The 23157-nt window shown below is 71.0% G+C and carries 17 protein-coding genes and 1 pseudogene; 5 read left to right on the top strand and 13 right to left on the bottom strand.

What is annotated here, in order from left to right:
• Positions 1-40: 40 nt before the first annotated feature.
• Positions 41-2446 (bottom strand): DNA helicase PcrA, encoded by a 2406-nt coding sequence (gene pcrA, locus ACIBF8_RS20995; RefSeq protein ID WP_396784997.1) that lies wholly within the window; start codon positions 2444-2446, stop codon positions 41-43.
• Positions 2447-2747: 301 nt separating this feature from the next.
• On the opposite strand from pcrA, the gene ACIBF8_RS21000 reads away from it, so the two are divergent.
• Complete coding sequence (locus ACIBF8_RS21000) at positions 2748-3143, top strand: chorismate mutase (RefSeq protein WP_396784998.1); 396 nt, start codon at positions 2748-2750, stop codon at positions 3141-3143.
• Between the two features lie 136 nt (positions 3144-3279).
• Here ACIBF8_RS21000 and ACIBF8_RS21005 read toward each other — a convergent pair whose 3' ends face one another.
• The 7 genes from ACIBF8_RS21005 to ACIBF8_RS21035 form a co-directional block, all read right to left on the bottom strand.
• Positions 3280-4293 carry an ABC transporter ATP-binding protein gene (locus ACIBF8_RS21005; RefSeq protein WP_396784999.1) on the bottom strand — a complete coding sequence of 338 codons (1014 nt, stop codon included), beginning with the start codon at positions 4291-4293 and terminating at the stop codon, positions 3280-3282.
• Complete coding sequence (locus ACIBF8_RS21010) at positions 4286-5329, bottom strand: ABC transporter ATP-binding protein (protein ID WP_396785000.1); 1044 nt, start codon at positions 5327-5329, stop codon at positions 4286-4288. The genes ACIBF8_RS21005 and ACIBF8_RS21010 overlap by 8 nt, the downstream gene beginning before the upstream one ends.
• 10 nt (positions 5330-5339) lie before the next feature.
• Positions 5340-6308, bottom strand: coding sequence for an ABC transporter permease (locus tag ACIBF8_RS21015; protein ID WP_396785001.1), 969 nt, complete (start codon positions 6306-6308; stop codon positions 5340-5342).
• On the bottom strand, positions 6301-7227 hold the full coding sequence (locus tag ACIBF8_RS21020; RefSeq protein ID WP_393313908.1) for an ABC transporter permease: 927 nt from the start codon (positions 7225-7227) through the stop codon (positions 6301-6303). Before ACIBF8_RS21020 ends, ACIBF8_RS21015 begins: the two co-directional genes overlap by 8 nt.
• 148 nt (positions 7228-7375) lie before the next feature.
• Entirely contained in the window at positions 7376-9016 is a 1641-nt protein-coding gene (locus ACIBF8_RS21025; protein ID WP_396785002.1) for an ABC transporter substrate-binding protein, read from the bottom strand.
• Between the two features lie 578 nt (positions 9017-9594).
• Entirely contained in the window at positions 9595-10281 is a 687-nt protein-coding gene (locus tag ACIBF8_RS21030; RefSeq protein ID WP_030337843.1) for a response regulator transcription factor, read from the bottom strand.
• Between the two features lie 2 nt (positions 10282-10283).
• The gene (locus tag ACIBF8_RS21035; RefSeq protein ID WP_396785003.1) at positions 10284-11522 is read right to left on the bottom strand and encodes a PspC domain-containing protein; all 1239 of its coding nucleotides are present in this window, start codon (positions 11520-11522) and stop codon (positions 10284-10286) included.
• 182 nt (positions 11523-11704) lie between these two features.
• On the opposite strand from ACIBF8_RS21035, the gene ACIBF8_RS21040 reads away from it, so the two are divergent.
• From ACIBF8_RS21040 to ACIBF8_RS21050, 3 genes and pseudogenes are all read left to right on the top strand, one after another.
• The gene (locus tag ACIBF8_RS21040; protein ID WP_396785004.1) at positions 11705-13537 is read left to right on the top strand and encodes a PspC domain-containing protein; all 1833 of its coding nucleotides are present in this window, start codon (positions 11705-11707) and stop codon (positions 13535-13537) included.
• A pseudogene (locus ACIBF8_RS21045) lies at positions 13534-13785 on the top strand (hypothetical protein); the annotation flags it as partial. The gene ACIBF8_RS21040 and the pseudogene ACIBF8_RS21045, both read left to right, overlap by 4 nt.
• A 594-nt stretch (positions 13786-14379) precedes the next feature.
• Entirely contained in the window at positions 14380-15633 is a 1254-nt protein-coding gene (locus ACIBF8_RS21050) for a phosphatidylserine decarboxylase (protein ID WP_396785005.1), read from the top strand.
• 57 nt (positions 15634-15690) lie between these two features.
• On the opposite strand, the gene ACIBF8_RS21055 is transcribed toward ACIBF8_RS21050, so the two are convergent.
• From ACIBF8_RS21055 to ACIBF8_RS21065, 3 genes are all read right to left on the bottom strand, one after another.
• Positions 15691-16641 (bottom strand): CDP-alcohol phosphatidyltransferase family protein, encoded by a 951-nt coding sequence (locus ACIBF8_RS21055; protein ID WP_396785006.1) that lies wholly within the window; start codon positions 16639-16641, stop codon positions 15691-15693.
• A 346-nt stretch (positions 16642-16987) separates the two neighbouring features.
• Positions 16988-18028, bottom strand: a complete 1041-nt coding sequence (locus ACIBF8_RS21060; RefSeq protein WP_396785007.1) for an NUDIX hydrolase — start codon at positions 18026-18028, stop codon at positions 16988-16990.
• Between the two features lie 253 nt (positions 18029-18281).
• Positions 18282-19232 carry an NUDIX domain-containing protein gene (locus ACIBF8_RS21065; RefSeq protein ID WP_396785008.1) on the bottom strand — a complete coding sequence of 317 codons (951 nt, stop codon included), beginning with the start codon at positions 19230-19232 and terminating at the stop codon, positions 18282-18284.
• Positions 19233-19375: 143 nt separating this feature from the next.
• On the opposite strand from ACIBF8_RS21065, the gene ACIBF8_RS21070 reads away from it, so the two are divergent.
• A complete protein-coding gene (locus tag ACIBF8_RS21070) occupies positions 19376-19690 on the top strand; it encodes a PspC domain-containing protein (RefSeq protein WP_396785010.1) in 315 nt (104 codons plus the stop codon).
• A gap of 7 nt (positions 19691-19697) precedes the next feature.
• On the opposite strand, the gene guaA is transcribed toward ACIBF8_RS21070, so the two are convergent.
• The gene (guaA, locus tag ACIBF8_RS21075) at positions 19698-21254 is read right to left on the bottom strand and encodes a glutamine-hydrolyzing GMP synthase (RefSeq protein WP_396785011.1); all 1557 of its coding nucleotides are present in this window, start codon (positions 21252-21254) and stop codon (positions 19698-19700) included.
• A 148-nt stretch (positions 21255-21402) separates the two neighbouring features.
• Positions 21403-23100 (bottom strand): FAD-dependent oxidoreductase, encoded by a 1698-nt coding sequence (locus tag ACIBF8_RS21080; RefSeq protein ID WP_396785013.1) that lies wholly within the window; start codon positions 23098-23100, stop codon positions 21403-21405.
• Positions 23101-23157 lie beyond the last annotated feature (57 nt).

Here is a 23157-nt window from a genome sequence, read left to right on the forward strand (position 1 = left end):
AGATCGGCGCGATCGGGGGCGCGGGGCCCGGTGGGGCGGGTCAGAGCTTGTCGACCGGGGCGTGCCGGAGCACCAGCCACATGGTCTGGTCGCCGAAGTCGATCTGCGCGCGAGCGCCCGGGCCATGCCCCTCGACGGCGAGCACCCGACCCAGCCCGTACCGCTGATGATTGACCCGGTCGCCCGCGACCACCTTCGGCCCCTGCGGCAGCTCGCTGGCCGTGGTCAGCCGGCTGGCGTCCACGCCGAGCCGCTGGGCCAGCTGCGCCGCCTTCGGGGTGCCGCCGGTGAAATTGCCACGACCGCCGGGCGCGCGGTCCGCACGACCGCCGACGCCGCCGCCCCCGCCGGCCCAGGAGGTGTACGACCCTTCGGTGCGCTCCCAGTGCACCAACTCGGTCGGCAGCTCCTCCAGGAAGCGCGACGGCGGGTTGTAGGACGGCTGCCCCCAGGCCGAGCGGGTCACCGCCCGGGAGAGGTAGAGCCGCTGTCGGGCGCGGGTGATGCCGACGTACGCCAGTCGGCGCTCCTCCTCCAGCTCCCGGGTGTCGCCCAGCGAGCGCAGGTGCGGGAAGACGCCGTCCTCCAGCCCGGTCAGGAAGACCACCGGGAACTCCAGCCCCTTGGCGGTGTGCAGCGTCATCAGGGTGACCACACCCTGGTGGTCGGGGTCGTCGGAGGGGATCTGGTCGGCGTCGGCGACCAGCGCCACCTGCTCCAGGAAGCCGGCCAGGGTGGCCCGCTCCCCCTCCTCGCCCAGCGCCTCGATCCGCTCGGTGTACTCCCGGGCGACGCTGACCAGCTCCTGGAGGTTGTCCACCCGGCCGGCGTCCTGCGGGTCCAGGCTCTCCTCCAGCTCGGTGAGGTAGCCAGAGCGGGTCAGCAGCGCCTCCAGGACCTCCTCCGGGGTGCCGGTCTCGGCCAGCTCACGGGCGCCGTCGAGCAGCGCCACGAAGTCGGCGATGCCGTTGGCGGCCCGGCTGGAGATGCCCGGCGCCTCCCGGGCCCGGCGCAGTGCCGCACCGAACGAGATCCGGTCGCGGCTGGAGAGCGCCTCGACACACGCCTCCGCGCGGTCGCCGATCCCCCGGCGGGGGGTGTTGAGCACTCGCCGCAGGCTCACCGTGTCGTCGTCGTTGACCACCGACCGCAGGTACGCGAGCGCGTCGCGGACCTCCTTGCGCTCGTAGAAGCGCACCCCGCCGACGACCTTGTAGGGCAGGCCGACGCGGATGAACACCTCCTCGAAGACACGGGACTGGGCGTTGGTGCGGTAGAAGACCGCGACGTCGCCGGGACGGGTCTCGTCGGCGTCGACCAACCGGTCGATCTCCCGGGCCACCCAGTCGGCCTCGGCGTGCTCGGTGTCGGCCACGTAGCCGACGATCCGCTCGCCGGCGCCGGCCTCGCTCCACAGCCGCTTGGGCTTGCGGGAGGTGTTGCGGTCGATCACCGCGTTGGCCGCGTTGAGGATGGTCTGGGTGGAGCGGTAGTTCTGCTCCAGCAGGATCGTCCGCGCGTCGGTGAAGTCCCGTTCGAACTCCAGGATGTTGCGGATCGTCGCACCGCGGAACGCGTAGATCGACTGGTCGGCGTCGCCGACGACGCACAGCTCGGCAGGCTCCAGCCCGTCGGTGCCGGAGACCAGCTCCTTGATCAGGACGTACTGGGCATGGTTGGTGTCCTGGTATTCGTCCACCAGCACGTGCCGGAAGCGCCGGCGGTAGCTCTCCGCGACGTGCGGGTGGGACTGGAGCAGGTGCACCGTGGTCATGATCAGGTCGTCGAAGTCCAGGGCGTGCGCCTCACGCAGCCGGCGCTGGTAGAGCGTGTACGCCTCGGCCAGCGCCCGCTCGTTGGGCCCGGTGGCCCGCGCCGCGAACTGCTCCGGATCGACCAGCTCGTTCTTCAGGTTGGAGACCTGGGCGGCCAGCCCCCGGGCCGGGTAGCGCTTCGGGTCGAGATCCAGCTCGCGGGTCACCAACTGCATCAGCCGGCGGGAGTCGTCCGCGTCGTAGATCGAGAACGTCGACTTGAGGCCGGCGTGCTCGTGCTCGGCACGCAGAATCCGGACGCAGGCCGAGTGGAACGTCGACACCCACATCAGGCGGGCCCGGGGGCCCACCAGCGCGGCGACGCGCTCCTTCATCTCGCCGGCCGCCTTGTTGGTGAAGGTGATCGCGATGATCTCACCGGGGTGCACGTCCCGAGCGGCGAGCAGGTAGGCGATCCGGTGCGTGAGCACCCGGGTCTTGCCGGACCCGGCGCCGGCCACGATCAGCAGCGGCGAGCCGGCATGGCTGACGGCGTCGCGCTGCGGCCCGTTCAGCCCGGCGAGCAGCTGCTGTGGATCGAGGCGCGCGGCGGCCGCCCCGGGTCGGTGCGGGCGGGCCGGCGCGGACTCCGGCGCAGGCGGGGACGCGGGGATGTCGAAGAGAGGATGCATCGCCCGACAAGTCTATGCCGCCGGCCAGACACTTCCGGACGGCGCGCACCACCACTGGCTCCGCCCACCGGTGAGAAAGGCGCCCGTCTGGACGCGGAATGCTTGCGCACCCGGCAACGACGTGGGCATACTCGACGGCGTGATCGTTGCGCGCTACTACTTTTACTATGGCACCGGGAGTCCGGCAGCCGTAGGTCGCGCCTGATCGATTCAGACCTGCTAAAGCCCCGGGCTCCTGGAGTCCGGGGCTTTTTCCGTCCCAGGTTCCGGGCACCGGGCACCACAGTGCGAGAGGTACCCGATGATGACAGACGTGATGCAGCAGAGCGGCGGCCCGACCCGACCGGAGGCTGGGGAGCCCGCCGCGCCGGGGGCTGAACCGGCGGTGGTCACGCCGCTGACGGGTGGCAATGCCGAGCCGGCCGAGCAGGAGACCGGCACCGAGGAGCCGTCCGCCGCCGCGCGGATCGTGCAGATCAGGGAACGGATCGACGAGATCGACCACGCGCTGATCACGCTCTGGCAGGAGCGGGCCGCGCTGTCCCAGGAGGTCGGCGTGACCCGGATGGCGTCCGGTGGGACACGCCTGGTGCTCTCCCGGGAACGGGAGATCCTGGAGCGGTTCCGGGTCGCGCTCGGCGCCGACGGCACCCAGTTGGCCCTGCTCCTGCTCCGCGCGGGTCGTGGCCCACTGTGAGCCACCCCCGGCCCGCGGCGAGTCGCCCGGCCCGCTGACGCCACGCGGGCAGCTCCGCGCCGCGCGGCCCTTCGGGTACGGACAGACGAAACCGCCTGCCGTCGTCGTGGTGACGTCGGCAGGCGGTTTCGGTGACTCAGGCCTCGTGGGTGGCGACGATCTCGCGCTTCTCCGCGAAGTGGCAGGCACTCGGGTGGTCCGAGTCCCGCCGGATCTCCAGCAGCGGGACCTGCTCGGCGCAGATGTCCTGCGCCTTCCAGCAGCGGGTCCGGAACCGGCAGCCCGAGGGCGGGCTGATCGGCGACGGCACGTCACCCGTGAGCCGGATGATCGTCTTGTTGTTCCGCTGGGTCGGGTCCGGCACCGGCACGGCGGACAGCAGCGCCTGGGTGTACGGGTGGGTCGGACGCTCGTAGATCTCGTCCTCGGTGCCGATCTCGACGATCTTGCCGAGGTACATCACCGCGACGCGGTCCGAGAGGTGGCGGACCACCGACAGGTCGTGCGCGATGAAGACGTACGACAGCCCGAACTCGCCCTGCAGCTGCTCCAGCAGGTTCATCACCTGGGCCTGGATGGAGACGTCCAGCGCCGACACCGGCTCGTCACAGACGATGATCTCGGGCCGCAGCGCGAGCGCGCGGGCGATGCCGATGCGCTGACGCTGACCGCCGGAGAACTGGTGCGGGTACCGGTTGATGTGCTCCGGGTTGAGCCCGACCAGGTCGAGCAACTCCCGGACCTTGGCCCGGCGGCTGCCCCTCGGCGCCACCTCCGGGTGGATCTCGAACGGCTCGCCGAGCAGGTCCCCGACCGTCATCCGCGGGTTCAGCGAGGTGTACGGGTCCTGCATGACCAGCTGGATCTGCCGGCGCAGGCGTCGCAGCGCCCCACCGGACAGCGTGGAGATGTCCTGGCCCTTGTAGACCACGCTGCCGGCGGTCGGCTTCTCCAGGTTCATCAGCACCCGCGCAAGGGTCGACTTGCCGCAGCCGGACTCGCCGACCACGCCGAGCGTCTCACCGGCGCGCAGACCGAACGAGACCCCGTCGACCGCCTTGACCTGACCGACGGTCTTCTTGAACACCACACCCTGCGTGACGGGGTAGTGCTTGACCAGGTCACGGACCTCGAGGATGTTCTCAGACACGGTTCACCAGCTCCTCGGCGAAGTGGCAGGCGCTGGCCCGGGCGGTACCCACCTGCAGCAGCGGCGGGACCTTCTCCCGGCACACCGGCTGAGCCATGGGGCAGCGCGGGTTGAACGGGCAGCCCGGCGGGATGTTCATCAGGTTCGGCGGGAGACCCTTGATCGTCCGGAGCTGCTGCCCCTTCTCGTCCAGCCGCGGGATCGAGTCGATCAGACCCATCGTGTACGGGTGCGCCGGCTTGGCGTACAGGTCGTACACGTCGGCTTCCTCGACGATCCGGCCCGCGTACATGACCGCGATCCGGTCCGCGACGTCGGCGACCACGCCGAGGTCGTGGGTGATCAGGATCATGCCCATCTGCCGCTCACGCTGAAGCTCGGCCAGCAGGTCCATGATCTGGGCCTGCACGGTCACGTCGAGGGCGGTGGTCGGCTCGTCCGCGATCAGCACCTCCGGGTCGAGCGCCAGCGACATCGCGATCATCGCGCGCTGCCGCATACCGCCGGAGAACTGGTGTGGGTAGTTGTTGAACCGGCCCTTGGCGTTCGGGATCTTGACCTGGTCGAGCATCTCGATCGCGCGCTTCTTGGCCTCCGCGCGGCCCATGCCCCGCCGGACCCGGAACTGCTCGGCGATCTGGAACCCGACGGTGAAGACGGGGTTCAGCGCGGAGAGCGCGTCCTGGAAGATCATCGCGATGCCCTCACCGCGGATGCGGCGGCGTTCCTCGGCGGACATGCGGAGCATGTCCTTGCCGTGGAAGCGGACCTGCCCACCGGTCACGAAGCCGGGGGGCGTGTCGAGGATGCCCATGATGGTCTGCGCCGTGACGCTCTTACCGGAGCCGGACTCGCCGAGCACGGCGAGGGTCTCCCCCGCGTCGACGTGGTACGTGACCCCGTTGATGACCTTTGCGACGCCGTCCCGGGTGCGGAACTCCACCCGCAGGTCGTCGACCTCGAGCAGCCGGCCGGAGGGACGCCCGGACCCGCCGGGTCCCGGCGCGGACTGCTCGGACACGAGAATGTCGGACACTGGATATCCCCTAGCGGAGTTTCGGATCGAGGGCCTCGCGGACCGCCTCACCGAGCATCACGAAGCTCAGCACTGCGGTGACGAGGAACGCGGCGGGGAAGAAGACCAGCCCTGGCGCGACCCGGAGGAAGTCCTTACCGTCGCTGATCATGATGCCCCAGGAGACCACCGGCGACTTCAGACCGACGCCCAGGAAGGACAGCGTGGCCTCGGCGCCGATGAACGAGCCGACCATGATCGTGCCGTAGACCAGCAGCGGGGCCAGACAGTTCGGCAGCAGGTGCTTGAGGATGATCCGGCCGGTGCCGGCACCCAGGGCGCGGGCCGCGACGATGTAGTCGGCCTCCTTGGTGGCGAGCACCGAGGAACGCATGAGTCGCATCACGACCGGCCAGCTCAGCACGATCAGGGAGATCGTCACCAGGCTCATGATCTTGACCTTGCTGTTGCCCGAGCCCGAGCCGTTGAACGTGGTCAGGATGACGATCGCGCCGAGCACGAACGGCAGGCCGAAGAAGACGTCGGCGATCCGGCTCAGCAGTCCGTCCACCCAGCCACCCCGGTAGCCGGAGATGATGCCCATCGTGCCGCCCACCAGCAGCGTGCCGAGCACGGCGAGCACGGCGACCTGGATGGAGGCGCTGGCGCCGTAGATGACCCGAGCGTAGACGTCGCGGCCCTGCAGGTCGTACCCGAACCAGGCGTCCCCGGACGCCTTGCCCAGGCTGCGGGACAGCGACCCGTTGACCGGGTCGCCCGGCGCGAACAGGGCCGGGAAGAGCGCCATCAACACGAAGATCACGATCAGGGTGCTCGCGATCCAGAACAGCGGCTTGCGCCGGAGGTCCCGCCAAGCGTCACCGAGCAGACCGCGGGGCTTCTCGTTGCTCTGCGGCTGGCCCGCGGTGGCGGGGGTGCCAGAGTCGGTCGGTTGCGCGCCAGGGGTACTGACGATCGATGCGGTGCTTGGGTCACTCATAACGGATCCTCGGGTCCAGGGCGGCGTAGAGCAGGTCAACCAGCAGGTTCATCACGAGATAGACCAGCACCAGGACGACCACGATGCCCACCACGGTGGCGCTTTCCTTGGTCACGATCGCGCGGTACACCGCACGGCCGATCCCGTTGATGCCGAAGATCCCCTCGGTGACGATCGCGCCGCCCATCAGGGCACCGAGGTCGGTGCCGAGCAGAGTGACCACCGGGATGAGCGAGTTGCGCAGCAGGTGCACGCCCACCACCCGGCGCATCGGCAGACCCTTGGCGATCGCGGTGCGCACGTAGTCGGCGCGGCGGTTCTCCGCGATGCTGGTACGCGCCACGCGGGCGATGTAGGCCACTGACGCACTACCGAGCACGAAGCCCGGCACGATCAGCTCGGACCACCGCATTTCGGAGGAGACGGTCGGCTTGACGATGCCCCACTGCACGCCCAGCAACCACTGAAGCACGAAGCCGACGACGAAGACCGGCAGCGCGATCAGGAAGAGCGTGGAGACCAGGACCAGGTTGTCCAGGAAGCCGTTGCGGCGCAGACCGGTCAGCACGCCGGCGCCCAGGCCGATCACGGCCTCGATGGCGAGCGCCACCAGGGCCAGCTTCAGCGTGTTCGGGTACGCCGTGGCGATGATGTCGCCGATATCCCGTTGCGAGAACGTCTGACCGAAGTCACCCTGGAGCAGGTTCTTCATGTAGTTGCCGTACTGCACGAAGACGTTCTGGTCGAGGTGGTACTTCTCGGTCATGAAGGCGATGTACTGATCCGGGCAGCGACGCTCGCCACACTTGCCGGCGAACGGATCGCCCGGGACGGCCCAGACGAGCCAGTAGATCAGGAACGTCGTACCGATGAAGACGGGCACGAGTTGGAGCAGCCGTCTCAACAGATAACGGCCCATGGGGTGGTCCTCCAGACAGGGGGCGCGTCGGACGGCCGACACGGTGGTGACAACGTGCGAGTGGAGTGTTGTAACACCCAATCGCGGAACGGCCCCGGGTCGGGCTCACCGGATGTGGCGAGCCCGACCCGGGGTCAGACCGTTCGGATCAGAGCTCGACCGAGGTGATGTCGAGTTCGCCGACGTTGTTCAGCTCGAGCTTCTTGATCTTCTCCGAGTGGCCGGACTGCTGGCCGTAGAAGTAGATCGGGATGCTCGGGACGTCCTGGTCGACCAGCTCGACGGCCTTGGCGAACGCCTCGTGCGAGGCCTCCAGGCTCGGCGCGGCGCTGGCCTGCTTCGCCAGGGCGTCGACCTCCTTGTTGCTGTACAGGCCGTCGTTCGAGGAGCCACCCGTCACGTAGAGCGGGTTGACCCAGTTCTCGACGTCCGGGTAGTCCTGCTGCCAGGCGGCACGGTACGGGCCGCTCATCTTGTGAGCGTTGATGTTCTGGCGGAAGACCGCGAAGGTCGGCACGCCCTCGGCCCGAGCGTTGATGCCAAGGTTGGTCTTGACCTGCTGCGCAACGGCGTCCATCCAGTCCTTGTGGCTGGAGTCCGAGTTGTAGTAGAAGACCATCTCACCGGTGAAGCCGCCGGCCTCGGTCAGCAGCTGCTTGGCCGTGGTCGGGTCGAACTTGCAGGCGGTGCAGTTGCCCGGCTTGGCGCCCGGGGTCAGCGGGTTCGCCCAGCTGTCGGCCGGCTTGCGGGTGCCGAAGAAGATCTTGTCCGAGATCTCCTGCCGGTTGATCGACAGCGACACGGCACGACGCAGCTTCGGGTTCTGGAAGCGCTTGTCGTAGGTCGGGAACGCGATCAGCGCGGTCGACGGCGTGACGGTCGAGCGGCCCCGGTCACCGAGGTCGGTCTTCCACTTGTCACCCGCGAGCGCCGAGGTGGGGACAACCTCCATGAAGTCGAGGTTGTTCGCCAGCAGGTCGGCGTAGGCGGCCGTCTCGTCCTGGTACAGCTTGACGTCGACGTCCTTGACCTTCATCTTGTCGCGCAGGTTGTAGTCGTCGAAGCGCGTCAGCTTGATGAGGACGTTGTCCTCCCAGGACACGAACTTCACCGGGCCGTTGCCGATCGGCTTCTTGCCGAACTCCTCGGGCTTCTGCGTGAAGAAGACGTCCGGCAGCGGCATGAAGGCGCTGTAGCCGAGCTTGGTCGGGAAGACCGCGGTCGGCGCTGCCAGGGTGACCTCGAAGGTCTGGTCGTCGATGACCTTCAGGCCGGACAGCTTGTCGGTGCTCGGCGTCGGGGCCTTCTGCGGACCGTCCGGGCCATCCGGGTCCGTGGTGTAGGTCTTGTCGAAGCCCTCGATGTCGGAGAAGAAGCTGCCGTTCTGCGCGCCGTTCGGCGAGTAGGCAGCCCAGTTCCAGGCGTCGACGAAGTTCTTCGACTTCACCTCGGTGCCGTCGTGGAACTTGGTGCCGGCCTTGATCTTGATCGTGAAGACCTTGGAGTCCGTGGTGTTGATCGACTCCGCCAGCGCGTTACGCGGGGCCCCACCGTCGTTCGGGTACTCGACCAGGCCGGTCCACAGCCAGTCGACGACCTTGCCGCCGCCGGTCTCCGTGGTGTTCGACGGGACCAGCGGGTTCTCCGGCTGGACGCCGTGGACACTGATCGAGCCGTCCTTGCTGGCGGCAGAGTCGCCGTCACTATCACCGCTCGAGCAACCGCTCGCGACAAGCGCGGCAGCCGCGCTGAGCGCGATCGCGCTCGTCGCCCGCTTCGAGACTCTCATTCCGAGGGGCCTCCTCTTTCTAACCAGGTTCCGTCGTGGGTTTCACGCACGTTTGGGGGTGACACCGCCCGACCACCCCGGGGGCGCGGGTCGCCGGGACCACAGGGAAGTTGGAGACACCCCTGATGTTCCGATCCGCCGGGCTCCCCACCAGCGAGGCGCGACACGACGCAATCGACACAGCCACGGACTGCCGCGAACGGCGAGGTCGTGGTCGTGGGGCGCACGGAGTGCCACACACCGATGGTGAGGTGCTGCCACTGTGACACCCACTGGCCGCTTCCGTGAAGGTGCCGTTATCAAGCCGTTAGTTGCCCGCCACGTTGCCGATACTTGAAAAATGATCATAAAACGGTCGACGCGGACAGCACTGACCAGGAAATACGTTGCGTCGCCCGAACAGCCGGCCCCGGCCGCACTCAAGCCCCTGGTCACCTCGACCCGATGGGACGTCCGTCACCACTCATGTTTCGAGCCGTACGGACGAGGGTGACTACGGCTGCACGGGCACGATCATCGGCTGGGTGGACGAGGGCGCGAAGAACGTTCCTCTGCTCCTCGTCGGTGGCACCCCACCGTCACACCAGCCGGCGATCCGCCGCCCAGCGGGAGAGCTCGTAACGGTTGGACATCTGAAGCTTGCGCAGCACGTTCGACACGTGCGTCTCCACCGTCTTGATGGAGATGAACAGCTCCTTGGCGATCTCCTTGTACGCGTACCCCCGGGCCAGCAGCCGCAGCACCTCCCGCTCACGGTTGGTGAGCTGGTCCAGCTCCGGGTCGGCCACCGGGGCGTCCGGCCGGGCCGCGAAGGCGTCCAGCACGAACCCGGCCAGCCTCGGGCTGAACACCGCGTCCCCGTCCGCCACGCGACGGATCGCCGCGGCCAGCTCGTCCGGCGAGATGGTCTTGGTGACGTACCCCCGGGCACCGGCACGGATCAGCCCGATCACGTCCTCCGCCGCGTCGGAGACACTCAACGCCAGGAACTTGACCTGCGGGTGCGTACGCCGCATCGCCTCCAGCACCGCGCGCCCGCCGCCGTCGGGCATGTGCACGTCGAGCAGCACCACGTCCGGGCCGACGGCCGCGATCCGGGTGACCGCCTCGGCCACCGTGCTCGCCTCGCCCACCACCTCGACGTGGGCGCCCAACTCCGCACGCACCCCGGCTCGGAACATGGCGTGGTCGTCCACCAGGAACACCCGCAGCCGCTCGGGGCGGGCATCCGCCGGGTCGAGGTGCTCGGTCGACTGCTCGGCCATGGTCATCTGTTCCTCTCCGCTGCGGACGAGTCCCGGGAGATCGGCAGGATCAACCGGACCTCAGTCCCCTCCCCCGGGCCGGACCGGATTTCGGCCCGTCCGCCGTGCCGCTTCATCCGCCCGATGATCGAGCCGCGTACGCCGTGCCGGTGGTCCTCCACGGTATCCGGATCGAAGCCCTTCCCCCGGTCCCGGACGAAGACGCTGACCTGATCGGGCTCGACCTCGGCGTAGAGCGACACGGTCTGCACGCCGGCGTGCCGGGCCGCGTTCACCAACGCCTCCCGCGCGGCCGCGACCAGTGCGCCGACCTTCTCGTCGGTCTCCCGGTCCCCCACCACCACCGTCTCCACGCTGATCGCGAAGGTGTCCTCGACCTCGGCCGCGGCCTGCTCCAGCGCGGCGGCGAAGCGCTCATTCGGCGATGCCGTCGGCTTGTAGAGCCAGTTGCGCAGCGAGCGCTCCTGCCCTCGGGCCAGCCGCTGCACCGTCTTGACGTCGCCGGCGTTGCGCTGGATCAGCGCCAAGGTGTGCAGCACCTGGTCGTGCACCATCGCGGCCAACTCGGCCCGCTCCTGCTCGCGGATGCGTCCCTCGCGCTCCGAGCGGAGCTGGCTGTACGTACGCCAGAGCACCGGCGCGGCGACCACGCCGACGCCGGCCAGCCCGACCAGCGCGAAGATCACACCATTGATCACCGCATCGAAGTTCTGTGCGGGCGAGTAGACGGCCGCGACACCGATGATGCCGACCGCGACCAGGACTCCCCCGCCGATGAACCGGAGCACGAAGGCTCGCCGGTCGCTCTCCTCGACGACCGCGCCGAGCCAGGGCACCGGCATCGCGTCACCCCACTGCCGCCGCCGCTCGGGCGCGGACTGGTGCCAGATGACCCCGGCGCCGACCGCGATGATGGCCACCAACCAACCGGCGGTGCCCGCCGCACCGACCGAGTCGAAGACCATCACCTGGATCAACAGGACACCGAGCCCGATTCCCACGAACGGCAGGAGTTGGGCGACGTCCCGCCGGGGCGGCACCGCGGTGTCACCGGGACGCAGCGGCACCACCGCCCAGAACGCCGCGTAGAGCAGCAGGCCGAGCCCGCTCAGCCCGAGCAGAACCATGAACGCGACGCGTACCCGCAGCACCGAGATGCCGAGATGGTCGGCGATACCGGCGGCGACGCCGGCGGCCATCCGGTGCTCGGGGGCGCGGTAGAGCCGCGGAGGCGGGGTCACGGTGCTGATCGGAGGCTCCCTGGTCGCGGTGGCGGGCGGGTCGAGGTGGGTGACTCGATCGTCACACGCTGCGGCGTCCGCGACCACGGGGACGCCCCCGACATTCCGGCCGCGGGATCTCAGGGTGGGGTCAGGGTCGGGTCCTGAGGTCGTTCGGGTGCGCCGGGCAGCAGGATCGAAGCATGACCGAGGAAGCTGCCCCGCCACCCCGACCGGGGTCGGCACAGCCGGGCGGTTCAGCACCGCCCCCGCCCACCACGACGCCCACCGAGTGGACCGAGCCCAGCACGTTCGGTCCGCACGCTGGCACCGGCGCGACCGCCGACACCGCACCCGGCGATCCGGCCAGCGGCTACGGGCCGCCCCCGGCGGGCTACGGCCCAGGCCCAGGGTTCGCGGCGGGCACCGGCTACGGCCCGGGCGGCACGCCACCCGGGCCGGGTGGTCCCGGTCCGTCCGCGCCGCCACCGCCGCTGGGCGGGACCGGCTTCACCTCGCGGTACGGGCTGGTCCGCCCGCGCGAGGGTCGCTATCTGGCCGGCGTCTGCGCGGCGATCGGGCGGGCCACCAACACCGATCCGGTGCTCTGGCGGGTGCTGCTCGCGGTGCTCGGGTTCTTCGGGGGCATCGGCATCCTGGTGTACGTCGCCGCCTGGCTGATCATCCCGAACGAGGGCGACACCGCGTCCCCGATCGAGTCCATGCTCGGTCGCGGTCGCTCCAGCATGTCCCCGGTGACAGTGATCGTCCTGGGCATCCTCGTCGCGGCCAGCTTCGCGTACATCGTCACCGACGCCTTCCGGGCGGTGCTGCTCGGCGCGGCCATCCTGGTGGCCGGGGCGCTGCTGCTCAACCGGGACGGCCGTAATCCACGGCCCGGCACCCCCGGAGGTCCACCGCAGTCCGCACCGTCCGGCAACCCGCCCGGCCCGGTCGTCCCGCCGGTGGCCTGGCCCGCGCCGTCGTACGGCACGGCGCCGTCGACCGGTCCGGTGGTGACGCCGCCGACGGTCACCAGCAGTCCGGGGTACGCCACCGCGACGACGGGTGCGGCGCCCACCGTCACCATCCCGGCGTACGACGCTCCGCCGACCAGCGATCCGCTGTCGTCCACCGCCGCGCAGCCGGTGTCCGGGGTGGGTCCGGTGTCCGGGCAACCGGCCGGGACGACGGCTGTCCAGCCCGGCTGGCCGGCCCCGCCCACGGGCTGGCCGAGCACCGGCACGCCCAGCGCCGGCTGGCCATCGGCACCCGTGAGCAGCGCGGCCACTGCCCCAACCGGCTATCCGACCGCCCCGCCGCCCTCCGGTTACCGCCCCCCGTTCGCGCCACACGGCCCGTACGCTTCGCCGGCCCCGGCCCCGACCGCCGCACCCAAGCCACCGAAGCCGCCGAAGCGTCCCAAGGAGCGTTCGCCACTCGGTGCGGTGACCTTCTCGCTGATCTTCCTTGTCCTCGGCGTCGTCGCCCTGCTCGACCTGCTGGACGTCTTCGCCATCAGCGCCTCGGCGTACTTCGCGGCCGCGTTGGCCACGATCGCAGTGGGGCTGCTGGTCGGCACCTGGTTCGGGCGGGCCCGCTGGCTCATCGCGCTCGGTCTGGTGACCGCGGCGGCGCTGGGCACGGCGACGGTGGCCGAGTCCTACGACCGGATCCGGGGGGTCGACGGTGCGGTGACCTGGGCACCGACCGACTACCGCGACCTCGCCGACCGGTACGAGAACAGCTTCGGTGACGCCGTGCTCGACCTGCGCGGGATCGACTTCTCGAAACGGGACAGCCAGGTGACCGTGGCCGTCAACTTCGGCCAGGCGACCGTGGTCGTTCCGCCGAACGTGGACGTCACCACCGTGGCCGACGTCAACGCGGGTGACGCCACCATCTTCGGCAGCCGTTCCGGAGGGCTGGACGGCCGCCTGCGCGAATCCACCGACGTCGGCGCGGACGGGCCCGGCGGCGGGACCCTGCGCCTCTACATCCACGTCAATGCCGGCAACCTGGAGGTGACCCGGTGAAGGCTCACCGCACGGATCTGGTGTCGTTCGCCTTCGGGCTCGTGTTCCTGTCGCTCTCCGCCTGGTGGCTGCTCGCCCAACTGCTCGGGCTCGCGCTGCCCCCGGTCGGCTGGTTCCTGGCCGGTGCACTCATTCTGATCGGGGTCTTCGGTCTGGTCGGCGCGCTGCGCTCGGGGCGGCCAAGCCAGCCGGATCCCACCGCCGAGGCCGGCGCTGGTGCCGCCGAGGCTGTCACACCCGTCTCCGGCATGTCCGTCTCCGGCGCGCCCGTCTCCGGCGCCGCCACGTCGACCTCTGGCGCGGCGCTGCCGGTCTGGGAAGCCGAACTGTCCACCTGGGACGATCCATCGACCCCGACCCGGGAGGCCCCGACCACCGGGCTGCGAACGGAGGACGCGCCGACCACCGACGTGATCCACCCGGCCTGGCTGGCACATCCGCCGTCGGAGCCGCAGACCGAGCCGATCCCCGGCCAACCCCGCCCCGCGGACGAGGAGCCGACCATCGGGATCCTCGCCCGGTCAGCCTCGTCCGAGAGCGACGAGCCGACCCGGTCCGACCAGCCGGGCGAGGCGGCCGGCGACCGAGCGGGCAGGACCGCCGGGGACCAGCCGGGTGAGGCCATCGGCGACCAGCCGGGCGACGAGCGGGAGGGCCGGCGCCGGGACGCCTGACCTCGGACGCCTGGTGGCGTCGGTCCAGCGCATCGCCACGGCGGTGCGGCCGGCGCGGACGGACGCATATGCTGGCCGGTGGAGTCTCGCCTCCGCCGGCCGGCCCGTCCCGCCCATGGCGGTCCCGCCGCGATTCCCGTCTCTACCCCCGTCAGGAGCCCGCCCGACATGACCCAGTCCCCCGCCGTGCGTACCACCGGCCGGTCCGGTCCGGTCCGCATCGGCGAGCGAGCCGCCCGTACCCTCGTCGCCGAGCTGGCCCGGATCAACGACGCCAAGGCCGCCCTGCTGGTCGGGGTGAGCCCGGACTCCGCGGTGCTGGCCGCGGCGGTCGAGGCGCTGCTCCCCGGTGACCGGCTGACCGTGGTGCCCGCCGAGCCGTTCGGCGCCGCGGCGCTGCGCGAGCACGTCACCGCCCAGGGCCGCTGGGTCGCCGACCGGGTGAGCGTCGTCGACTCGCTGGCCGAAGCCGAAGCCGCCCGGGTAGTCATCGCCGGTGAGGTGTTCGCCGGCACGGCCGAGGCGGCCCGCAGCGGCATCGAGGGTTTGGCCAAATACCTGACCGACGGGGCGGTGCTGAGCGTGGCTACCGTCGCCACGCCCGGCCGCACCGACGGTGCCGCTGCCGAGTTGGCCCGACACGACGCCCTCTACGGAGTCGGTGCCGACCTGGTGCTGCGCAACTCGCCACCGGTCCGGGTCTACCGACTGCGGTTCACCCCGGCCAACCCGGCCACGGCCGACAGCCTGGCTCCCGCGTACCGGCCGTCGAGCGTGCCGCTGACCCGGGGAATGCACATCGACTCCAACGGCGTCGCGGCGGCGGGCATCGCGCTGGGCCTCGCGGCCCTGGCCCGGGTGGCGCGTCCGTCGTCCAAGCTGTGGCTGCTGCCGGCACTGGCCGCCGGGCCGGTCGCCGCGTTCTTCCGGGATCCCGAGCGGGACGTGCCGGAGGACCCCAGCGCCGTGGTCGCCAGCGCGGACGGCAAGGTCCTGTCGGTGCAGCGGCTGCACGACGAGCGCTTCGGCGACGGCGAGTGGCTGCGGATCGCGGTGTTCCTGTCGGTACTGGACGTGCACGTCAACCGCGCCCCGGTCGCTGGCAAGGTGGTGGACTACTTCGTCGCCGACGGCGGCTTCGTCAACGCGATGAAGCCGGACGCCGAGCACAACGTCGCTGCGTACACCGTGCTGGACACTGCCCGCGGCACGGTGGTCGTCGCCCAGCGCACCGGGCTGATCGCCCGCCGGATCGTGCAGCGCGCGCCGATCGGCGCGCTGCTGGCCAAGGGCGAGCGCTTCGGGCTGATCCGGTTCGGCTCCCGGACCGATGTCTACCTGCCCGCCGCGGCTGCGGACCCGCTGGTCGGGCCGGGCGACAAGGTGGTCGGTGGGTCCACGGTCATCGCCCGCTGGCGCTGACCCACGAACGACGAACGGGGCGCCGCTTCCCGCGACGCCCCGTTCGGTTTGCTCAGATCAAGCGGTACGACGCTGCCGCAGCCAGAGAACCGGCCCGCTGACCAGGTAGCCCACCACGACCAGGGCGAACGTGATCCGGATGTCGACCAGCGCGCCGATCACCGGGGCCAGCCACAGCCACGGCGGCAGCTTCACCAGACGGGCGAGCTTGGCGTACGGGAAGCTGGACACCATCGCGAAGGCCAGCAGCGCCACCCCGGCGACCAGCACGGCACCGGGCACCGGGAGGCGGATCGCCACGGTCACGGCGAGCACCGCGGCGGCCATGGTGGTGGGCACCCCGCAGAAGAAGCGGCCGTCCTTCGGTGAGACGTTGAAGCGGGCCAGCCGAATCGCGGCACACGCCGCGACCAGGGCGCAGGCCACCGCCGCTGCGGCGGTCGAGACGGAGCCGGCGAGCGAGGCGTAGACCACGACCGGCGCGGCGAGACCGAACGAGCACATGTCGGCCAGTGAGTCCATCTGGGCGCCGAACGGGCTGGCCACGCCGAGCCGTCGGGCCAACGCGCCGTCCAGCCCGTCGAACGCGACACAGGCGATCAGGCACAGCGCGGCGATGCGCACCTCGCCCTGCATGGCCAGGAAGATGGCCAGCATGCCGAGCACCAGGCTGGCCAGCGTGCAGGCGTTGACCAGGCCGAACTTCATCCGGCGCGCGATGGTGCGCTCGCCGGGGAGCAGCGGGATCGAGCGGGCCTCGTCGACCTGCGCCATCGGCGGCATCGCCGGACTGACCGGCACGACCGCTTCGATCTTCGCGCGGTCCACGCCCAGTGTCGGGTCCACGCCCAGTGTCGGCCGGCTGAGCCGGTCCAGGCCGTAGCGTCGGCGCTGCCGATCGGCGTACCGGTGCTCGGTCGGGGCCAGGTCGGTCGGGTGCAGATCGCCATCGCGGCGACCGACCCGGACCAACAGCACCTGGCGGGCGAACGTGCTGCTGCGGCGCAACCGGCCCGCCCAGCGACGCCCTGCGGGGCGCGGACTGTCAGTAGTACGACGCCGGCGCCATGGGGCTCTCGGCACGTTTCCTCCATCACCGGATCTGCTGACCGCCGTGTGGCGGGTGTCCGGCTGTCTCGTGCCGGACCTTGCATGGCCCGGCAGCCGTTTTGCGGAGTACACCATCGCATAGGGGAACATGGCTTGGCGATAGCTGCCGGCGGTACTTAATATCTGGCTTAAACCGCTCGAACCGCTCAGTTGTTCCCATCCCGGGCTTCATCGCCCGTTTCCTCCACCATTCCCGCCTTTGACTGTACCGGAGGGTCACCATCTCGGCTCATCGAGCGGGGTGCTATCGGCCTCTCTGTCCGATTGCCACGGCAGCGATGTCACTCAACGGCAGGTCAGCCGCCTCGGCGCGGGTGAACCAGCCCGCCCGGGCGGTCGAGCCACCGGCGGACTCGGTCACCACTGCGTCGGTAGGTACGTCCACCAGAACCCGATAGATCACCCGTACGCCATGCCAGTCCAGCGGTCGACCCTCAGGGCCCAGTGCGGCCGGGTTGTGCAGGTTGTTCACCCCGAGAAGCTCCACCACCCGGCCGACCTGACCACCCTCCTCACCCAGCTCGCGGAGCAGACCGGCAGTCGGCTGTTCGCCGTGATCGGTGCCCCCGCCGGGCAGGTGCCACAGGCCGGCCCCCGGATAACCCTCCGCGATCTGGGTGAGCAGGATCCGCCCAGCAGGGTCGGTGACCAGCCCGTACGCCCCGAAGCGCAGCCGACGGTCGGGGTGCGGCGGCGGGAGCGGGGTGCCCGTCCAATGCGATCCGGGCGGCAGTGGGGTGACCGGCAGACCGAGCACCTCGGCGGTGAACGGGGTCAGCGGCAGTTGCGCCACGTCCGCCAGGGAAAGCCAGGAAGCCTGCTCAACCAGGCCAGCTCCAGCGTCCCGCAGCGCACCTTCGGGTCCCGCCCCCTCGGCCAGCGCACCCTCGGACGGTGCGCTCACGGACGGTGCGCCGTGGGACGGTGCGCCGTGGGACGGTGCGCCGTGGGACGGTGCGCCGTGGGACGGTGCGCCGTGGGACGGTGCGCCGTGGGACGTGCTGAGCTCGAACAGCAGCCGGTCGGTGTGCAGCGCCACCTTGTCCTCCGGTGAGGTGGCCACATCGGCGACCACCGCGACCAGCCGCGTCACGGTCACCGCAAGCCCGGCCTGATCGGCAACCTCGCGGACCACGGTGCGCTCCGGGTGCTCCGCATGCCCAACGGCACCGCCCGGCAACCGCCAGACCCCCGGAAACTCGCCCTCCGCCCCGTCCCGAACCACCAGGATCCGGCCCGAATCCCGCAAAAGTCCGTAGGCCCCGACTCGCCGCGCAAACTGCACCTTTGCTCGCCCCCGCTTCGCACCCCAGATCGTTGATCATGAAGCTAGTCGAGACGAATCGTGATCGACTCGGGTTCACGGAAGGCGCGGCATCCCAGCACCCGGGATACCCCGCCTTCAAGGAATCCGAGTCGATCAAGGGGGCGGGCCCTGGACGGCGCCAGGAGAGGCGCGAGGCGCGAGGCGCGAGGCCGCCGACCGTGGGCACGGCCGGCGGCGCGGCGGACCGCCGGCCCGCGCGGACGGGTCGGGGTCAGGTGAGCTGGGCTGCTTGCACCGCTTCGGCGGTCACCTCGGTGAGGCGGTCGGTGGGGAGAGCGCCCAACTCCTCGCGGGCGAACCAGCGGGCCTCGCAGGTGGAGCCGCCCACGTCGGCCACGGTCAGCGGGTTGGGCTGGTCGACGACGACCCGGTAGAAGGCCCGTACGCCGTGCCAGTCGATCGGGTAGCCCTCGGGGCCGAGCGAGGCGGCGTCGCGGTGGCTGGCGACGCCGAGCAACTCGACGAGGCGGCCGGTCTGCCCGGTCTCCTCGACGAGCTCCCGGATCAGGGCCGCGCCGGGCTGCTCGCCGTAGTCGGTGCCGCCGCCGGGCAGGTGCCAGCAGCCGGCGCCGGGGTAGCCGTCGGAGACCCGGGTGAGCAGCACCCGGCCGGCGGGGTCGGTGCAGACCGCGTACGCGGCGAAGCGCTGGGCCCGGTGCAGCCCGTCGGGGCCGGGCACGGCGTAGAAGGAGGGGAACTCGGGTGCCTCGTCGGGCACCACGTCGGTCGAGGAGGCGGGCAGCCCGAGGGCACGTGCGGTGAACGAGCGCAGCGGCAGCTCGCGCGCCTCGTCGAGGGTGTACCACCGGGCCAGGTCGGTGGGGCGCTCCCCGGCCCGGTCGGCGAGGGTGCCGCCCCGCACCGCCACCCGGTAGATGAGCCGGTCGGTGTGGATGGTGATGCCCCGATCCGGGAGTGCCCGCATGTCGGCGAGCACGTCGGCCAGGCCGGAGACGGCGACCGACAGGCCGGTCTCGGCGGCGGTCTCGCGAACGACCGTGTGGTTCGGATCCTCGCCGTGGTCGACCGCTCCGCCGGGCAGCGACCACGCGCCGGGGGTGCCGGAGCGCTCCGATGCGCGGACCAGCAGGACTCGGCCGCTTGAATCAGCACAAACTGCGTATGCCGCGATCCTGCGGAGCGGCTTCAGCAAGGTGGTCACGGAAGCAAATTCTCCCCGGGCCGGGTTACCGGGACGGAAAAGAGTCGGATTCCTGACTGTCTGACCCCGATCAGGGATTGGTCAGGGTAATGATCCGGGCGGTCACCGAGGCCGGGACGGGCGCCAGCGCGGACCGTGGGGGTATGACATCGACCACCGCACCCCACGCCCCGTACAAGCAGCTTCGGCGCCCCACCACCGACCGCATGGTCGCCGGGGTCGCCAGCGGCGTCGGCCGCTACTTCGCCGTCGATCCCACTCTGGTCCGGGTGGTCTTCGCGGTCACCGGCCTGCTCACCGGCGGGCTCGCGCTGTTCGCGTACCCGATCATGTGGTTCCTGATGCCGGAGGAGCCGACCGGCGCCCCGGCCTGGCCGCACACCGCGGGCGTCGCGCCGCAGAACGGCCCGTCGCCCTACCCGCCGACGAGCCCGCCCAGCACGCCGCCGGCCGGTTGAGCGGCGCTCACTCCCACTCGATGGTGCCCGGCGGCTTGCTGGTGACGTCCAGGACCACCCGGTTCACCTCGGCGACCTCGTTGGTGATCCGAGTGGAGATCCGGGCCACCACGTCGTAGGGCAGCCGGGACCAGTCGGCGGTCATCGCGTCCTCGCTGGAGACCGGGCGTAGCACCACGGGGTGCCCGTAGCTGCGCCCGTCTCCCTGCACACCGACGCTGCGCACGTCGGCGAGCAGCACCACCGGGAACTGCCAGACGCCCCGGTCGAGGCCGGCGGCGGTCAGCTCCTCGCGGGCGATCAGGTCGGCCTGGCGGAGCAGGTCAAGGCGCTCCTGGTCGACCGCGCCGATGATCCGGATGGCCAGGCCGGGGCCGGGGAACGGGTGCCGCCAGACCATCGCCTCGGGCAGGCCCAACTGGAGGCCGAGCGCCCGCACCTCGTCCTTGAACAGGGTGCGCAGCGGCTCGACCAGCGCGAACTTCAGGTCCTCCGGGAGGCCGCCGACGTTGTGGTGGCTCTTGATGTTGGCGGTGCCGGTGCCGCCGCCGGACTCCACCACGTCGGGGTAGAGGGTGCCCTGGACGAGGAACTCCACGTCACCGTGCGCGGCGATCTCGCGGGCCGCGGCCTCGAAGACCCGGATGAACTCCCGACCAATGATCTTGCGCTTCTGCTCCGGGTCGGTCACTCCGGCGAGCGCGCCGAGGAACCGGTCGGCGGCGTCGACCACCTTCAGCTTGATGCCGGTGGCGGCCACGTAGTCCTTCTCGACCTGCTCGGCCTCACCGGCGCGCAGCAGACCGTGATCGACGAAGACGCAGGTCAGCTGGTCACCGACCGCCTTGTGCACCAGCGCCGCGGCAACCGCCGAGTCCACCCCGCCGGACAGACCGCAGATGACCTCCTTGTCGCCGATCTGGGCGCGGATCCGAGCGACCTGCTCGTCGATGATGTTCTCGGGCGTCCAGGTCGGCTCGATGCCGGCGATGTCGTAGAGGAAGCGGGTCAGCATCTCCTGACCGTGGGCGGTGTGCCCGACCTCCGGGTGGAACTGCACGCCGGCCCGACGACCGGCCAGGTCCTCGAAGGCGGCGACCGGCGCGCCCGCCGACTCGGCGGTCACCGTGAAGCCCTCGGGCGCCTCGGTGACGCAGTCGCCGTGGCTCATCCAGACCGGCAGGTCCGCCGGCAGGTCACGGAGCAGCACACCGGGGTCGAGGAGACGGGGGCGCAGCGGGGTGCCGCCGTACTCCCGGTTGCCGGTCTTGGTGACCGTGCCGCCGAGCGCCTGGGCCATCGCCTGGAAGCCGTAGCAGATGCCGAAGACCGGCACGTCGGCGCTGAACACGCCCGCGTCGATCTGCGGCGCGTCCGGGGCGTAGACGCTGGCCGGGCCACCGGAGAGGATGATCGCGGCGGGGTTCTTCGCCAGCATCTCGGCGATCGGCATCGAGTGCGGCACGATCTCGGAGTAGACCTTCGCCTCGCGAACCCGGCGCGCGATGAGCTGGGCGTACTGGGCTCCGAAGTCCACCACGAGGACGGGGCGAGGCAGGCTCATGTGCACAAAGCCTACCCAGGGTCACGACCGTTCCCGGCACCGGCTCGCCGACATGCCAATCCCCCCGCGATCTTGCACTTTCTGCCCCGACAAAAGCCGCAAGAGCCACAAAACACCGACCGAAAGTGCAAGATCGCCGGGGTGGGGGTCAGGAACGCAGCGCTCCCGGGGCGTCCGCCGGGACCGCCGGGTGGTGCGGGGGTACGGGGGCGAGGCGGCGGTACGGGGAGCCGAGCGTCGGGCGGGGGTCCTGTTCGCCCTTGTTCGGCCAGAATGACATCGCGCGTTCCGCCTGGGCGGTGATCGTCAGGGAGGGGTTCACGCCCAGGTTGGCCGAGACCGCGGCGCCGTCGACCACGTGCAGCCCGGGGTGCCCGTACACCCGGTGCCAGGGGTCGATCACCCCGTCGGCCGGGGTGGCACCGATGACCGCCCCGCCCAGGATGTGCGCGGTCATCGGAATGTCGAACGGCTCGGTCAGCGAGCCGCCCGGGGTGCCGCCGATCTCGTCCGCGAGCATCCGCGCCGCGGTGTTGCCGGCCGGGATCCACGTCGGGTTGGGTGTGCCGTGGCCCGGGCCGGTGACCAACCTGTTGCCGAACGGGCCACGCCGCCAGCGGGTGGTCAGCGAGTTGTCCACGGACTGCATGACCAGGGCGATCACCGTTCGTTCCGACCAGCCGCGCACCGACAGCATCCGCGCGGCCAGGCCGGGCTGCCGCACGATGCTGCCCAGCCAGCGCCGCACCCGGTGCGGGCCGCCGTCGACGAGCAGCGACTGGAGCAACCCCATCGCGTTGGAGCCTCGCCCGTAGCGGACCGGCTCGATGTGTGTCTGCGGGTCGGGGTGGAACGAGCTGGTGATGGCCACCCCCTCGGTGTAGTCCAGCCGTTCGGACCGGGCCCGCTGTCGTGGCACCGAGGCGCCGAGGATCGCCTCGGAGTTGGTCCGGGTCAGCTCGCCGAGGCGGGGCGAGAGCCCGGGTAACACCTCGCCGGCCCGCATCGCGTGCAGCAGCCGTTGGGTGCCGAGTGCCCCGGCGGCGAAGACCACCTGGTCGGCGTGGAGGACCCGCCGACCCTTGCGCAGCCAGGCACCCGTGCGTTCGGTGTGCACCTGGTACCCGCCGCCGTCGGCGGGCCGGACGGCGGTCACCGTGGTCAACGGGCGGACCGTCACCCCGAGCCGTTCCGCGAGCCAGAGGTAGTTCTTGACCAGGGTGTTCTTCGCCCCGTGCCGGCAGCCGGTCATGCACGAGCCGCAGTGCAGGCAGCCGGTGCGTTCCGGGCCGACGCCACCGAAGTACGGGTCGGCGACCCGCTGGCCGGGCCGACCGATGTGCACGCCCACCGGGGTGGCGTGGAAGGTGTGCCCCACCCCCATCCGCTCGGCCACCGCGCGCATGGCCCGGTCCGCGCCCGTGTCCACGGGGTACGTGGTGACGCCGAGCATCCGTTTCGCCTGGTCGTAGTGATGGGCCAACTCGTCGCGCCAGTCAGTGATGTCCCGCCACTGCGGGTCGGCGTAGAAGGCCGGCAGCGGTTCGTAGAGGGTGTTCGCGTAGACGAGTGAGCCACCGCCCACTCCGGCACCGGAGAGCACCAGCACCCCGCCGCCGGACCCTCGGTCGGCCGGGCGGAGCAGGGTGAGCCGTTGGATGCCGTAGCAGCCCAGCTTCGGCGCCCAGAGGAATCGGCGGGCCCGCCAGGACGTCTGCGGAAACTCGTCGTCGGCGAAGCGGCGGCCGGCTTCCAGCACGGCGACCGAGTAACCCTTCTCGGCCAGGCGGAGCGCGGTGACGCTGCCACCGAAGCCCGACCCGATGACGACCACGTCATACCGCATGGAGGCATCATTACTCGCGAGTAGCGCTCGCGCCAGCGGCACTTTTCGCGCGATCAT

Origin of the sequence: Micromonospora sp. NPDC050276 (assembly GCF_044459545.1) — a bacterium.
Taxonomy (GTDB): Bacteria; Actinomycetota; Actinomycetes; order Mycobacteriales; family Micromonosporaceae; genus Micromonospora.